Annotated in this window: 13 protein-coding genes; 11 read left to right on the top strand and 2 right to left on the bottom strand. The window is 72.1% G+C overall.

From position 1 onward, the window contains the following. Positions 1-28 precede the first annotated feature (28 nt). The 4 genes from ACOKM3_RS01000 to ACOKM3_RS01015 are packed head-to-tail and all read left to right on the top strand — an operon-like array spanning position 29 to position 4,750. Positions 29-1,012, top strand: a complete 984-nt coding sequence (locus tag ACOKM3_RS01000) for a carbohydrate ABC transporter permease (protein WP_426895892.1) — start codon at positions 29-31, stop codon at positions 1,010-1,012. Then, positions 1,009-1,872, top strand: a complete 864-nt coding sequence (locus ACOKM3_RS01005; RefSeq protein ID WP_426895894.1) for a carbohydrate ABC transporter permease — start codon at positions 1,009-1,011, stop codon at positions 1,870-1,872. Before ACOKM3_RS01000 ends, ACOKM3_RS01005 begins: the two co-directional genes overlap by 4 nt. Before the next feature lie 23 nt (positions 1,873-1,895). Next, a complete protein-coding gene (locus tag ACOKM3_RS01010) occupies positions 1,896-2,876 on the top strand; it encodes a hydroxyacid dehydrogenase (protein ID WP_426906654.1) in 981 nt (326 codons plus the stop codon). After that, entirely contained in the window at positions 2,873-4,750 is a 1,878-nt protein-coding gene (locus ACOKM3_RS01015; protein ID WP_426895896.1) for a DUF2264 domain-containing protein, read from the top strand. Before ACOKM3_RS01010 ends, ACOKM3_RS01015 begins: the two co-directional genes overlap by 4 nt. Before the next feature lie 45 nt (positions 4,751-4,795). Here ACOKM3_RS01015 and ACOKM3_RS01020 read toward each other — a convergent pair whose 3' ends face one another. After that, positions 4,796-6,250, bottom strand: coding sequence for an MFS transporter (locus ACOKM3_RS01020; protein ID WP_426895898.1), 1,455 nt, complete (start codon positions 6,248-6,250; stop codon positions 4,796-4,798). 145 nt (positions 6,251-6,395) lie between these two features. Here ACOKM3_RS01020 and ACOKM3_RS01025 point away from each other — a divergent pair, with 145 nt between their 5' ends. The 7 genes from ACOKM3_RS01025 (at position 6,396) to ACOKM3_RS01055 (ending at position 13,701) form a co-directional block, all read left to right on the top strand. After that, positions 6,396-7,343, top strand: a complete 948-nt coding sequence (locus tag ACOKM3_RS01025; protein WP_426895900.1) for a Gfo/Idh/MocA family protein — start codon at positions 6,396-6,398, stop codon at positions 7,341-7,343. Positions 7,344-7,382: 39 nt separating this feature from the next. After that, positions 7,383-8,576, top strand: coding sequence for a DUF4032 domain-containing protein (locus ACOKM3_RS01030; RefSeq protein ID WP_426895902.1), 1,194 nt, complete (start codon positions 7,383-7,385; stop codon positions 8,574-8,576). A 430-nt stretch (positions 8,577-9,006) separates the two neighbouring features. Then, on the top strand, positions 9,007-9,828 hold the full coding sequence (locus ACOKM3_RS01035; protein ID WP_426895904.1) for a helix-turn-helix transcriptional regulator: 822 nt from the start codon (positions 9,007-9,009) through the stop codon (positions 9,826-9,828). Positions 9,829-9,927: 99 nt separating this feature from the next. Continuing rightward, the gene (locus tag ACOKM3_RS01040) at positions 9,928-10,968 is read left to right on the top strand and encodes a beta-ketoacyl-[acyl-carrier-protein] synthase family protein (protein ID WP_426895906.1); all 1,041 of its coding nucleotides are present in this window, start codon (positions 9,928-9,930) and stop codon (positions 10,966-10,968) included. 81 nt (positions 10,969-11,049) lie between these two features. Then, a complete protein-coding gene (locus ACOKM3_RS01045; RefSeq protein WP_426895908.1) occupies positions 11,050-11,721 on the top strand; it encodes a TetR/AcrR family transcriptional regulator in 672 nt (223 codons plus the stop codon). Positions 11,722-11,729: 8 nt separating this feature from the next. Next, complete coding sequence (locus ACOKM3_RS01050; protein WP_426895910.1) at positions 11,730-12,521, top strand: SDR family NAD(P)-dependent oxidoreductase; 792 nt, start codon at positions 11,730-11,732, stop codon at positions 12,519-12,521. A 112-nt stretch (positions 12,522-12,633) separates the two neighbouring features. Next, complete coding sequence (locus ACOKM3_RS01055) at positions 12,634-13,701, top strand: acyltransferase family protein (RefSeq protein WP_426895912.1); 1,068 nt, start codon at positions 12,634-12,636, stop codon at positions 13,699-13,701. Here ACOKM3_RS01055 and ACOKM3_RS01060 read toward each other — a convergent pair. Further along, positions 13,682-14,377: a DUF2470 domain-containing protein gene (locus ACOKM3_RS01060; RefSeq protein ID WP_426895913.1), complete on the bottom strand. Its 696-nt coding sequence runs from the start codon at positions 14,375-14,377 to the stop codon at positions 13,682-13,684. The genes ACOKM3_RS01055 and ACOKM3_RS01060 overlap by 20 nt on opposite strands. Positions 14,378-14,466: the final 89 nt, after the last annotated feature.

The following is a 14,466-nucleotide window of genomic DNA, read 5'->3' on the forward strand; positions in this document are numbered from 1 at the left end:
CGCCCGCACCCCGAAAGGCAGGTGACCCATGACCGCGACAACCCATGCCCCCACGGCCGCGCCCGCCCCACAGGAGGCGGGCAGCCACTCCGCGCGCAAGGCGCAGCGGGCGGCCAAGCGCCGCCGCGGCGGTGCGGCCGGCGTCCTGATGGCGCCGTTCTTCGTCCTGCTCACCCTGGTCTTCCTCATCCCGGTCGGCACCGCGGTGTGGCTGAGCTTCTTCAGCGACGACCAGCCGGGCCTCGGCTTCGGCCCCGAGCGCACCGTGTTCGTGGGCCTGCGCTCGTACGCCGCCGTGCTCACCGACCCGACGTTCCTGTCCGGGCTCGGCACGGTCGCGCTGTACTGCGTGATCTACATCCCGCTGATGGTGATCGGCTCGCTCACGCTGGCGCTGCTGCTCGACTCCGGTGTCGTACGGCTGCGGTCCTGGGCCCAGTTGGGCCTGTTCCTGCCGCACGCGGTGCCGGGCATCATCGCCGCCCTGATCTGGCTTTACCTCTACACGCCGGGCATCAGCCCGGTCGTCGAGGTGCTCGGCAAGGCGGACATCCAGATCGACTTCCTCGGTCTGCACACCACGCTGCCGTCGATCGTGAACATCGCCCTGTGGTCGAACCTCGGCTACAACATGGTCATCTTCTACGCGGCCCTGCAGGCGGTCCCCCGCGAGGTCCTGGAGGCGTCCGTCGTCGACGGCGCGGGGCCGGTGCGCACCGCGCTTCAGGTGAAGACGCCGCTGGTGCGCTCCTCCGTGGTCATGGTCGCGATGTTCACGCTGATCTGGGCGCTGCAGCTGTTCACCGAGCCGATGCTGCTGCACCAGTCCTCGCAGATGGTGGACACCCGGTTCTCGCCGAGCATGTACATCTACGACGCGGCCTTCAGCCGCAACAACTACTCCCTCGCGGCCGCCGCGTCGGTGATCCTGCTGATCATCACCATCGCCGTCTCCTACGGGGTCACCCGCTGGACCAACCGCGTCAACTCGGCCGAGGAGGACGCCCGATGAGCGCCACCGACTCCACCCTCCTTCGCCCCCGGATGCTGGGGCGCGCGACGGTCAACGTCGTCGTCGCGATCTCCGTTCTGTACACGCTGCTTCCGGTCCTGTGGCTGGTCCTCGCCTCGGCCAAGTCCCGCGACGCCCTGTTCAGCAGCAGCATCCTGTCGTTCAGTGACTTCTCCCTCGTGCAGAACCTCAAGGACCTGTTCGCGATGGACGGCGGCCTCTACAGCCGCTGGTACGGCAACAGCCTGCTGTACGCGGTCCTGGGCGCGGCGATCGGCGCGCTGATCAGCGTCGCTTGCGGCTACGCCTTCGACAAGTACCACTTCCGGCACAAGGAGAAGCTGTTCGGCCTGGTGCTCGCGGCGGTCATGGTGCCGCAGACGGTGCTCGCGCTGCCGCTGTACCTGATCGCGTCGGCGACCGGCGTCGTGAACACCTTCTGGTCCGTGTTCATCCCGGTCCTGTTCAACCCGTTCGGCGTGTACCTCGGCCGCATCTTCGCCCAGGGCTACGTGCCGAACGAGGTCCTGGAGGCCGCGCGCGTCGACGGCGCGAGCGAACTCGCGACGTACTTCAAGGTCGCGCTGCGGATGCTGGGCCCCGGCCTGGTCACGGTCTTCCTCTTCCAGCTCACCACGATCTGGAACAACTTCTTCCTGCCGATGGTGATGCTGTCGAACCAGGATCTGTATCCCGTCAGCCTCGGCCTGTTCCAATGGAACAGCCAGGCGACCGTCTCGCCCGAGTACTACCCGGTGGTGATCATGGGCTCGCTCCTCGCGGTCCTCCCTCTCGTCCTCGCGTTCATCTTCCTTCAGCGCTTCTGGCGCTCCGGCCTCACGGCGGGGGCGGTCAAGTGAGCAAGCCCCGCGTGGCGTTGGCCATGTCCCCCCAGGCCGCGGCGGCCGTCTTCACGCCGCGGTCCATGGCCGCGCTCACGGAGGTCTGCGACCTCGCACCGCTGCCCGTGCTCGACGACCTCACGTCCGACCGGGCCAAGAAGGTCCTGGCAGGCGTCGAGGTACTCGTCACCGGCTGGGGCTGCCCGCCGCTCGACGCCGACGTGCTGGCGGCCGCGCCCTCCCTCAAGGCCGTCGTGCACTCGGCCGGTTCGGTTCGCGGGCACGTCACCGAGGCCTGCTGGAAGCGCGGTATCGCGGTGTCCTCCGCGGCCGCGGCCAACGCGCTGCCGGTCGCCGAGTACACCCTCGCGATGATCCTTCTGCACGGCAAGCACGTCCTGGAACGGGCCCGCGAGTTCCACCGCGAGCGCGAGCGCGGCGACTGGCTGCTCACCTCCCACGAGGTGGGCAACTACCGCCGCACGGTGGGCATCCTGTCCGCCTCGCTCATCGGCCGCCGGGTGATCGAACTGCTGCGCCCCTTCGACTTCGAGGTGCTGCTGCACGACCCGTACGTCTCCGACGAGGAGGCTGCCGAGCTCGGCGTGGAGCGCGTCGAACTGCCCGAACTGTTCACCCGTAGCGACCTGTTGAGCGTCCACACGCCGCTGCTGCCCACCACGATCGGGCTGGTCAGCAGGGAGCTGCTCAGTTCGATGCGGCCGGGCGCCACGCTCATCAACACCGCGCGGGGTGCCGTCGTCGACCAGGACGCCCTGACCGACGTGGTCCGCGCGGGCCGCATCCGCGTGGTCCTCGACGTCACGGACCCGGAGGTGCTGCCTGCGGACCACCCGCTGTGGGACTGCCCGAACGCGCTGATCACCCCCCATCTGGCCGGCTCCCAGGGCAACGAGTGGCAGCGCCTCGCCGACACCGCGGTCGGCGAGGTGGCGCGCTGGTCCACGGGCGAAGGCTTCGCCCATCCCGTACGACGCGAAAGGCTGGCGTACCTCGCATGAACAGGATCCCGTTCGACCTCCCCGCCGAAGACCGGGAGCTCAGCCCGCACACCGGCTTCACCCGCGCGCACTGGGAAGCCGTCGCCGACGGGCTGCTCGGGGCGGCCTGGCGGTGGGCGACACCCGAGGGCGCACTGCTCGATCTGCCTGGCCGGCCCTCGGGGTCCGGTGTCCGCTCGGACGGCCTTGAGGGCTATGCCCGTACGTTCCTCGCGGCCGGCTTCCGGGTCGCGGGCGCGCAGGGCAAGGACCCGCACGGCTGGCTCGACCGGTACGCGAGCGGCCTGGCGGCGGGCACCCGGACCCCCGGGCGCGACGACGCGGAGTCCTGGCCGCTGATCCTCGACCACCACGTCCAGGGCCAGCCGATGGTGGAGTCCGCCTCGGTGGCGCTCGGCCTGTCGCTGACCCGGCCGTGGCTGTGGGACCGCCTCGACAGTGACGTGCAGGACCGTGCGGAGAAGTGGCTGCGCGGCGCGATCACGCACACGCCCGCGCCGAACAACTGGTACCTCTTCCCGTTCATGGTGGCCTCGTTCCTGGAGTCCGTCGGCCGCGCCGACGCGGCGACGACGCGCGCCATTCAGCGGGCGCTGGACCTGCTGGAGACCTGGTACGAGGGCGACGGCTGGTACCGCGACGGCGACGGGCGGGCCTTCGACCACTACAACGGGTGGGCACTGCACCTGTACCCGATGCTGCACGCGCATCTGATGGGCGACTCCGCCCTGTCGGAGCGGGTGGGTCCGCGCCTGCGCGAGCACCTCGAGGGCTTCTCACTTCTCTTTGGCGGCGACGGGGCACCGATCCACTTCGGGCGTTCGCTCACCTACCGATTCGCGGCTTCGGCGGCCGTCGGCATCGGCGCGGTCACCGGGCACACGCCACTGTCCCCGGGCGCGTCACGCCGTCTGATCAGCGGGAACCTGCGCTACTTCCTGGACCGTGGCGGCGTCACGGACGAGGGTCTGCTCAGCCTCGGCTGGCATGGCCCGCACGACGCGACGCTGCAGCACTACTCGGGCCCGGCGTCCCCGTACTGGGCGTCGAAGGGCTTCGTCTCGCTGCTGGCGGGCGAGGACGATCCGCTGTGGACGGCGACCGAGGAGGCGGCGCCGAGCGAAGGCCCCGACCGGGTGCTCGCACTGCCCGCGCCGGGCCTGCTGGTGCAGTCCACGCAGGCGGACGGGATCGTACGGCTGCACAACCACGGCAGCGACCACGTCCGTCCGTTCGAGGGCGAGAGCGCGGCCGGGGCCGACGCCCTCTACAGCCACCAGGCCTACTCCACGCACACCGGGCCCACGTCCCAGGCCAACCCGGCGGACAACCATCTGTCGGTCGAGCGCGACGGCGTCGGCAGCGCCCGGTGCCGCATCCATCCGCTGGGGGCGGGCCAGGGCGACGGCTGGGGCTGGGCGGCGTCCTGGCACCGGCCGGTGTTCACGTCGGGTCCGCCGATGGTGCCGGGGCTGCGTGTGGAGAGCCTGACCGTGGCACGCGGCGCGTACGAGCTGCGGATGCACCGCGTGGTCGGCGCCCCGCACGGAGCGCGGGTGACGCTCACCGGCTGGGCCACGGACGCGTTGCACTCGGAGCTGGTCGGCCTGCACGGCTGGGAGCTGCGGGACGAGGTGCGCGCGCCGCAGGGCACGGCGTACGAGCCGTGGGTGCGGGTGCCGCGTCTCGCGGCGGATGTGGAGGGCACGGCAATGTTCGTGGCACTGGCCTCACTCGGCGCGCGGCCGCCGCAGACGCCGCTCGCGGACGCCGTGTCCGATGTCGCGGTCCTGGACGGGGAGTTGACGGTGCGCTGGAGCGACGGCGCGCGCACGGTTGTCGGGTTCGAGCCGCTGCACGTTCAGCACGGCTGAGCGGGGCCGTTCGGCGGCCCGCAAGGTCGGGCCGCCACCGTCGCCTCACGTTCCCTTCGCGGTGGTCACCGGAGCGGGAGCGCCCGTGACGGCACGGCCCTGCGCGCCGTCGGAGGGGACGACCAGGGCGACCGCCGTGGCGACCAAGGCGACCGCACCCGCCATGGCGAAGGCCATCTGGTAGCCGTGCAGGGACGGGACGTCGGCGCCGCCGAGACGGGTCGTGTGGTGGACGAGCACGGCGGCGACGGCGGCGCTGGAGACGGCCTGACCGATGGTGCGCATAAGGACGTTGACGCCGTTCGCGGAGGCCGTCGCGCCGGCCGGGACGGCGCGCAGGATCAGGGTGGGCAGCGCCGAGTACGCGAGCGTGGTGCCGGTGGAGACGACGGCGGCGCCGACGAGGATCACCCACAGGTCGGTGCTGTCGACGATGCGGACCACGTAGCCGAGGGCGAGCACCACGCCGCCGATGGCGAGCGTGATCCTGGGGCCGCGCGCGGCGGAGATACGGGCCGAGACCGGCGAGAACAGCAGCATGATGACGCCGCTGGGCAGCATGCACAGGCCGGTGGCGACGATGGACAGGCCGAGCCCGTAGCCGGTGGCGACGGGGGCCTGCACGAGCTGTGCGGTGACGAGCGAGTTGGCGTAGAACGCGAAGCCGGTGAGCAGCGCCGCGAGGTGCGGAAGCCCGACGCGGCGGCCGACGGCCAGGCGCAGGTCCACGAGGGGCCCCTCGGTGCGCAGTTGCTGCCATGCCCACAGTCCGAGGATCACGACGGCGCCCGCGAACAGGCCGAGCACCGCCGGACTCCCCCAGCCCCACTGGCCGCCCTGCGAGACGCCGAGCAGCAGGCAGACGAGGCCGGCGGCGAGACCCAGTGTGCCGAGCGCGTCGAAGCGGCCCGGGGAGCGGACCGGTGACTCGCGCACCGCCCACCAGGCGAGTCCCAGGCCGAGCCCGCCGAGGGCGCTGGTCGCCCAGAACATGACGTGCCAGTCGGCGTACTGGACGATGAGCGCGGCGAGCGGCAGGCCGAGCCCGGCGCCGATACCGACCGTCGAGCTCATCAGGGCGACGGCGGATCCGGTGCGGTGCGGCGGGAGTTCGTCGCGCAGGATGCTGATGGACAGCGGCACGACGGCGGCCGCGGCGCCCTGCAACGCGCGCGCGGCGATGAGCAGATGGATGTCGGAGGTCAGCGCGCACAGCACCGACCCGGCCGTCATCAGGGCGAGCGCGCCGAGCAGCACGCGGCGCTTGCCGTACATGTCGCCTGCCCGGCCGAGGACCGGGGTGAGGACGGCCCCGGCGAGCAGGGTCGCGGTGACCATCCACGACACGGCGGCGGGCGAGGCGCCGGTCAGCCGCGGCAGGTCGGGCAGGAGCGGGACGACGACGGTCTGCATGACCGCCATGAGGATGCCGCCGAAGGCGAGCACGGGCACGGCGAGCCGCTCGCGCAGCGGCGTCGCCGATATCGGGGCAGGGCTCATGTGTCTCCGGTCGCGGCGGGCGGTGCCGTTCGGGGTGAACGCGGTTCGACGGTTCGGTGCATTATTCACCTAACTCCGCGCCCTGTCTGCACCGCTCGGCCCGCCCTCTGTGCAGGGGGCATCCATCCGGCCGATACTGCCGCTCATGACCTCTTCCACCCCGGCCGCCGATTCCGGCCCCGCGCGCTTCGGTCTCGTCGGCACCGGCTCCTGGGCCGGGCGGACGTACGCCCCGACGCTCGAGGCCCACAAGTCCGTGGACCTCGTCGGGATCTGGGGGCGCAGGCCACAGGCGGCCGCCGAGCTCGCCGCCGCGCACGGCACGACCGCGTACGACGACGTGGACGCCCTGTTCGCGGCGAGCGACGTCGTGGCGTTCGCGGTGCCGCCGGACGTCCAGGCGCCGCTCGCCGCGCGGGCCGCCGCGGCGGGCTGCCATCTGCTCCTCGACAAACCCCTCGCCACCCGCCCCGACGGGGCCCGCGCCGTCGTCGAGGCCGCCGACACCGCGGGCGTCGCGTCGACCGTCTTCTGCACGCTGCGGCACGCGCCGGTCACCGCGGCGTGGATCGCCGAACAGGCCGGGGCGGACGGCTGGTTCACGGGCCGCGCCGACTGGTACGGCGCGCTGTACACGCCCGGTGACGACGTGCACGTGCGGGCCACGACGCCGTGGCGGGCGGAGAAGGGCGCCCTGTGGGACGTCGGTCCGCACGCCCTGTCGGTGCTGCTGCCGATCCTGGGCGACGTGCGGACGGTGGCAGCGCACGGCGGCCCCGGCGACACCGTGCATCTCGTGCTCGCGCACGCGGGCGGCGCCACCAGCACGGCGGCGCTCAGCCTGACCACTCCCCCGGCGGCGGCCGGCACCACGGTCGAACTGCGCGGCACGCAGGGCGTGTCGACGATGCCGACGGGCACCGGCACGGCCCAGGAGGCGCTGGCCGCAGCCGTCGACACGCTGCTGGTGGCGGCGCGCGGCGGCACGGCGCACCCGTGCGACGCCCGGTTCGGCCTGCGGCTCACGGAGACCCTCGCGGCGGCCGAACGCTCCCTGGCGTCGGGGCGGGCGGAACCGGTCCCGGGTCAGTAGGCGAGGAGGCGACGCCGGGGCCCCTTTACGCTGGTGGTCATGCCGCTCGAGATCAGCGCCACCAACCCCGAGCACCCGGTGCTCCTGCTCGCCCTGCCCTGGCACATCCCGCTGGAGGAGTGGCCCGAGGAGTACCTGGTGCCGCTCCCGCGCGGCATCTCGCGGCACGTGGTGCGCTACGCGCGCGCCGGGGACGAGGTCGTCGCCGTGAAGGAGCTGGCCCAGCGCCCGGCGCTGAACGAGTACGAACTGCTGCGCACGCTCGACCGGTTGGCGATCCCCGCGGTCGATCCGCTCGCCGTGGTCACGGGCCGCGAGCAGCCCGACGGTTCCCCGCTGGAACCCGTGCTCATCACCCGGCACCTGGGCGGTTCGCTGCCGTACCGCTCGATGTTCGAGACGACGCTGCGGCCGACGACCGTGCACCGGCTGATGGACGCGCTCGCCGTGCTCCTGGTGCGTCTGCATCTCAGCGGCTTCGCCTGGGGCGACTGCTCGCTGTCCAACACCCTCTTCCGCCGGGACGCGGGCGCGTACGCCGCCTACCTCGTGGACGCCGAGACCGGGGAGCTGCACCCGCAGTTGAGCGACGGGCAGCGGGAGTACGACATCGATCTGGCGCGGGTGAACATCGCGGGCGAAATGCTCGACCTGGAGGCGTCGGGCGCGCTGCACCCGTCGATCGACCCGATCGAGTTCGGTACGGAGATCGTGCAGCGGTACACGGACCTGTGGTCCGAGCTGACCCGTACGTCGGTGTATCCGGCCGGCAAGCACCACTACATGGAGCGCCGCATCCGCCGCCTCAACGATCTGGGCTTCGACGTGGCCGAGATGCAGATCTCCCGCTCGCCGCACGGTGACACCGTCACGTTCGTGCCGAAGGTCGTCGACGCGGGCCACCATCAGCGTCAACTCCTGCGCCTGACCGGCATGGACGCCGAGGAGAACCAGGCTCGTCGCCTCCTCGGCGACCTGGAGAGCTGGATGGCGACGCAGGAGGACGCGGCGGACGCCCGCCCCGAGGTCCTCGCCCACCGCTGGGTCCGTGACGTGTTCCGCCCCACGGTGCGCGCCGTCCGCGACCGGGTGCCCACGCCGATGGACCCGGCCGAGCTGTACCACCAACTCCTGGAGCACCGCTGGTACTTGTCCGAGCGCGCCCAGCACGACATCGGCCTCGACGCGGCGGCCGACGACTACGTACGGAATGTGCACAAGGCCGGCCGGTGACGGGGCGCGGGACCGGGCGCGGCCGGTGCCGTGGCCGCTACGTGATGGCGAGTGACGGCACCGACCGCAGCCAGTGACCTCCACCGGCCGCCCGGACGAGTGTGGACGTTTGCGTCTCGCAACGCATTTTCCGGCCACATCGAACGCAATTGGTGGCCCGGCCCCACTCGCACTTGCCTGAACGGTCGCAGAGGCTTGTGGGTGACCCGCAGCGGGAAATTTCAGCCATTTTCGAGTGGCCCGGCACAGGTGCCGCTACGCCGCGCCCACATGCGCGCGAACGAGGAAACCAGCAGGTGGGAAACCCAACTCAACCCATCATGGCGCACCGGCTGATCGTTTTCTTCGGGCAATGTTTATTACCAAAGACCTTGGGACTATTTAGACTGCTCACGCTCAACTCGGCGTGAACAACGAGGGATTACCCACCATGAACAAGACGGCGCTTCGCGCTCTGCTCCGTGAACGGCGCGCCCTCATAGCCCCGGAATCCCATGGCTTCACCAGACCGACGGGGCAAGGCCGCCGCGCCCCCGGCCTCTCCCAGCACCAGGTCGACCAACTGCTGCACCGCACGCTCGGCACGTACCACCGGCTGGAGTCGGGGACGTACCCCAACGCCCCCGCGGAACTGCTGCGCGATGTGGCGCGGCTGTTCGGGCTCAATGAGCAGGAGTGGGTGCTGCTGTGCCGCTACGCGCTGCTCCAGGACCCGCCGGGGCCGCTGTACCCGACGTCGGGCAAGGAGATCCCCGGCGTGTGGCAGGAGGCGGTCGACGGCATCGACCACATCGCGTACCTCTCGGACTCGTCCTGGGACCTGCTGGCGTGCAACCGCGCGTTCACGGAGCTGTTCCCCGACCACCGGCCCCCGGCGAACACGATGCGCTGGATGCTGCTGGATCCGCACGCCCGCCACATGCTGGTGGACTGGCAGAACGCGTGGGCGCCGCTCCTGCTCCCCCAGTTGCGCGCCGCCCTCGCCGCGCGCCCCGACGACGACACGCTCGCGCAGATCGAGAAGGAGGTGCTGGCCGACCCGGACGCCGCCCCGATCTACGAGTCGGGCGGATCCGCCATGCACCCCGACGGCGACGAACGGCCGCTGCTGCACGCCCGCCTGGGGCCCGGCTGGGCGACGATGTGCGCGGCCCAGCCGCTCACCACGCCGGGTGCGCGCCTGATGATCCTGGTCTTCCACCCGGGGACGCGCCGCGCGCACCCCAGGAAGCCCGCCCTGCGCGCGGGCTGATTTCAGCCACTCCCACCACACCTCCCCATGGCGGACACGTCGCCGCCACGTAGATTGAGCGGGCCCCCCACAGCCCCTTCAGCCCCGTGGGAGACACCCATGCCTGCCTACGTCTCGATGCCGCACACCGTCCTCGGCGCCCACAAGGTGTCCACCGACGAGATCGCGGACGACATACGCGCCCGCCACCCGGGCCATCCGCGAATAGCCGCCGCGGTGCGCGCCGTTCAGGGATGCGGCGTGCGCACCCGCTACTTCGCCCGTCCGCTCGACTCCCCCACCGTCGCGGGCGGGGCGGGCATCGCCGAGCGCGCGCGTACCGCGTTCACGGACGCGCTCGACCTCGCCGAGCAGGCGGCCGTCGGGGCCATCGCGGCGGCGGGCCTGAGAGCGGAGGACCTGGACGGCCTGGTCACCACGCACTCCACCGGATGGGCGGCGCCCAACCTGGACGTCCACCTCATGACCCGGCTCGGCCTGCGCCCCACCGCCCGCTCCCTCGCCCACACGACGCTGGCCTGCACCGGCGGCACCAAGTGCCTGATCAGAGCGGCGGACATGGTGGCGGCCCGCCCCGGGAGCAAGGTGCTCGTGGTCGCCGCTGAAGTGATCTCCGCCGTCTACCACCACAGCGACACCGGCATCGACGCGATGATCTACAAGGCGCTGTTCGGCGACTCGGCCGGCGCGGCCGTGGTCAGTGACCGGCCGCTCGGCCCCGGCTTCGCGTACGAGGACAGCTTCGAGCACGTCCTTCCGGACACCGCCGGTCAGTTGGGCGGCCGGATCACCGCCGACGGTCTGCACTTCGACGCCACGAAGCAGGGCCGCGCGGCCTTCGGCGTGACCCTGCCGAGTCTCACCGGCTGGCTCGGCTCGCGCCCCACCGACTTCCCCCTGATCCACCCGGGCAGCCCGCGGATCATCGCGGACACGGCCACGGCCCTGGGGCTGACAGCGCACGACGCCCGCCACTCCACGGCCACGCTCACCGACGAGGGGAATCTGGGCGGCGTGAGCGTCCTCCGCGTCCTGGAGCGCACCCACCAGGAGCCGCCGCCCGCGGGCGCCCGCGGGACGATGGTCGCGTACGGGCCCGGCTTCACGACCGCCGCGCTGCACGGGCACTGGCACGCCTGACCCGACGGGCCACGGCCGCCCGAAAAAATGTCCCTCCGGGACATGTGTCCCATTGGGACATCAAGGTGTACCGTCGAAGACATGAAGGCGAACGAGTCCACCAGCTCCGGGCCCGCCGGCGACCGCCGGCAGGCCAAGGCCCGCCGGACACGTGAGGCGCTCGCGGAGGCCGCGGTCGAGCTGGTGCTCGAGCGCGGGCTCGGCGACGTGACCGTCGAGGCGATAGCCGACCGCGCGGACGTCACCCGCCGCACCTTCAGCCGGCACTTCGCCGGCAAGGAGGACGCGGCGCTCGACTTCACTCGCGCCGACGGCGCGGGGATCAACGCGGCGCTGCGCGCCCGCCCCGCCGCCGAGCCACCACTGCTCGCCTACCGGGGCGCGGTCGCGGACTACCTCTCCGACCGACGGACGCCCGGCTGGCACCACCGTCCGCGGCTGCGCGAGCTGTACGCCGCCGTGGACGCGGAGCCCGCCCTCTTCGCCGCGTACGAACGCATCCGGGTCGACGCCCAGGACGAGTCCGTACGCATCATCGCCGACCGGCTCGGCACCGACCCGGCCCGGGACCCGCGTCCCGAGGTCGTCGTCGGGGCCGCCGCCGGAGTGCTGACCGCCGCGCTGCGCACGTGGGCGCGCGGCGCCGCGGGCACGGACGCCGAAGACCTCGCCGATCTGGTGGCGCGGGCCTACGACGCCCTCATAGAGGAGGCCGCCGGCGCGGCGGCCCCCGACGTCGCTACCAGAAAGTGAATCGCACCATGAGCACCACCCCCACTACCCCCGCCGTGACCGACTACGCCGCCGAGTTCGCCGGGAAGACCGCGCTCGTCACCGGCTCCGCCTCCGGCATCGGCCTGGCCACCGCCCGCCGCCTCGGCCGCGGCGGCGCGAACGTCGTCATCGCGGACTACAACGAGAAGGGCGCCCAGGAAGCGGCTGAGACGCTGAAGGCGGAGGGCCTGAAGGCCGCCGCGGTCGCCGTCGACGTGACCGAGCCTGCCTCGGTCGAGGCGGCCGTCCGGTTCGCCGTCGACACGTTCGGCGGGCTCGACCTGGCCGTGAACAACGCCGGTATCGGCGGCCCGAGCACGCCCACGGGCGAGTACGACATCGAGGCGTACAACCGTGTGATCCGCACGAACCTCGACGGCGTCTTCTACTCGATGCGCTACGAACTCCCCGCCATGCAGGCCGCGGGCAACGGCGGCGCCATCGTGAACGTCGCCTCGATCCTCGGCTCGGTCGGCTTCGCCGGCTCCCCCGCGTACGTCGCCGCGAAGCACGGCGTGGTCGGCCTGACGAAGACGGCCGCCGCCGAGTACGCCGCGAAGGGCATCCGCGTCAATGCGGTGGGCCCGGGCTTCATCGAGACCCCGCTCCTCAAGGAGATGGACAAGGCCGCCTACGACGGTCTGGTCTCGCTGCACCCGGCGGGCCGCCTGGGCACCTCCGAGGAGGTCGCCGAGCTGATCGCGTTCCTGCTCTCGGACCGCGCCTCGTTCATCGCCGGCAGCTACCACCTCGTGGATGGCGCATACACGGCGGTCTGACCCACCACGCCGCATACGCCACTTGTGTCACACCTCCACTCATGGAACGGTCTGCGAGGGGTACCGGGCAGCAGACCCGGACCGTCCCGATGTGGAGGGTGCAGCGAACGCGATGGCAGGGCAGGCACGCGAGTCGTACTTCGACAACGTCAAATTTCTGACGATCGTCCTCGTGGCCTGCGGGCACGCGTGGGAGCCGCTGACCTACGGCTCCCGTGCGGTGACGGCTGTGTACCTCGCCGTCTACGCCTTCCACATGCCGGCGTTCGCCTTGGTGTCGGGCTATTTCTCGCGCAGTTTCGACATGGCGCCGCACCGCCTGCGGCGCCTGGTCACCGGGGTCGTCGTGCCGTACCTCGTCTTCGAGGTGGCATACACGCTGTTCTACCGGTGGGCGCAGGACGACCCGGGATATCCGATCAGCCTGCTGGACCCCTGGTATCTGATGTGGTTCCTGGCGGCCCTGTTCATCTGGCGGCTGTCGACGCCGCTGTGGCTGCAGTTGCGCCACCCCGTGGCCGTGTCGCTGGCCGTGGGCACGGCCGTGTCGATGTGGCCGGGCGCGGGCGGCGACCTGGCGCTCCAACGGGTGCTGCAGTTCCTGCCGTTCTTCGTGGCGGGCCTGGTGCTGCGCCCCGAGCACTTCGCGCGGCTACGGACGTGGAACGTGCGATGGGTGGCACTGGGGGTCTCGGGCGCGGCGCTGCTCGCCGCGTACTGGGTGGCGCCGTGGTTCGACGCGGGCTGGTTCTACCACCGGGGCGCCGTCCAGGGGCGGGGCGTGCCGGGGTGGGCGGGGCTGTTCGCGACGCCCGCCCTGTTCGTGCTCGCGCTCGCACTGACCGCGTGCTTCCTGGCGTGGGTGCCGGGCCGCAGGCTGTGGTTCACGGCCCTGGGCACGGGGACGATCTACGCGTATCTGCTGCACGGCTTCGTCATCAAGTCCTCCCGGTTCTGGGGCTGGTACGACCACCCGTGGCTGCACAGCCCGCTCGGCGAGCTGGCCGTGACGGCTGCGGCGGTCGCGCTCATCACCGTGCTGTGCACGGAACCGGTGCGGCGGGTGTTCCGTTACGTCGTCGAGCCCCGGATGGACTGGGCGTTCCGGCGGCCGACAGGACAACGGTCCCTGCCCGAACAGACGACGGCCCGCGAGAGGGTCACCTCCGGCGGCGGCTGACGGACTGCGCAGAGGCCAGCAGGTGGTGCATGCGCTCGGTGAGCGAGCCCAGGTCGTCGGCGGGCCGGTGGAAGGCGAGCCGCACGTCGGCCTGGCCGCGCAAGCGCTCCAGACGCAGCGTCAGGCCGTGCCGGTCGACGGCGAGCGGCTGGACCCGGACGACGCCGTGCAGGCTGTCGGGGGCGATGAGCCGGGTGAGCTGTTCGACGGCCTCGGGGTGGGCGTCGGCGAGATGGGTGAGCAGCCGGGGCTCGGCGAGCGCGAGCGGGTCGGGCGCGGTGGCGGCGAGTTCGTCGAGGTCGATGCCGGTGCGCCCGGCGCGGGTCTGCAGGACCGCCCGTTCGGGCCGCAGCACCAACTCCTCGCCGTCCGGGACCAGCTCGCCCGACAGCCACACCCGCGCGCGCACCCGGTCGCGTACGGGGACGGGCGCCGCGTCTGCGAACTCCAGGAGCGTGGTGGGCCGTCCGTGCGGTGAGCACAGCACGGCGGCGGCCAGCACACTGTCGGGCGGCGGCGAGATGCGCACCGTGCCGTCGTCGTCGACGCGGTGCGCGCCGACGAGGTCGTCCTGCCCCACATCGGTGGTGACGCCGCAGGTCCATGCGGCGGTGAGCACGGAGCGTGCGTGGGCCGCCGTGCTGGGCACGGCGGCAGCGATCTGTCGGACACCCATCCCGAACCTCCATTAGGTAAGCCTTGCCTAACTTAACCGAGATGATCGACGGCGGTCCACCCCACCCGCCTTCCGTCTTCCTGTGTCGC

The organism is Streptomyces nidicola (genome assembly GCF_050106155.1).
In the GTDB taxonomy this organism is placed as follows: Bacteria; Actinomycetota; Actinomycetes; order Streptomycetales; family Streptomycetaceae; genus Streptomyces.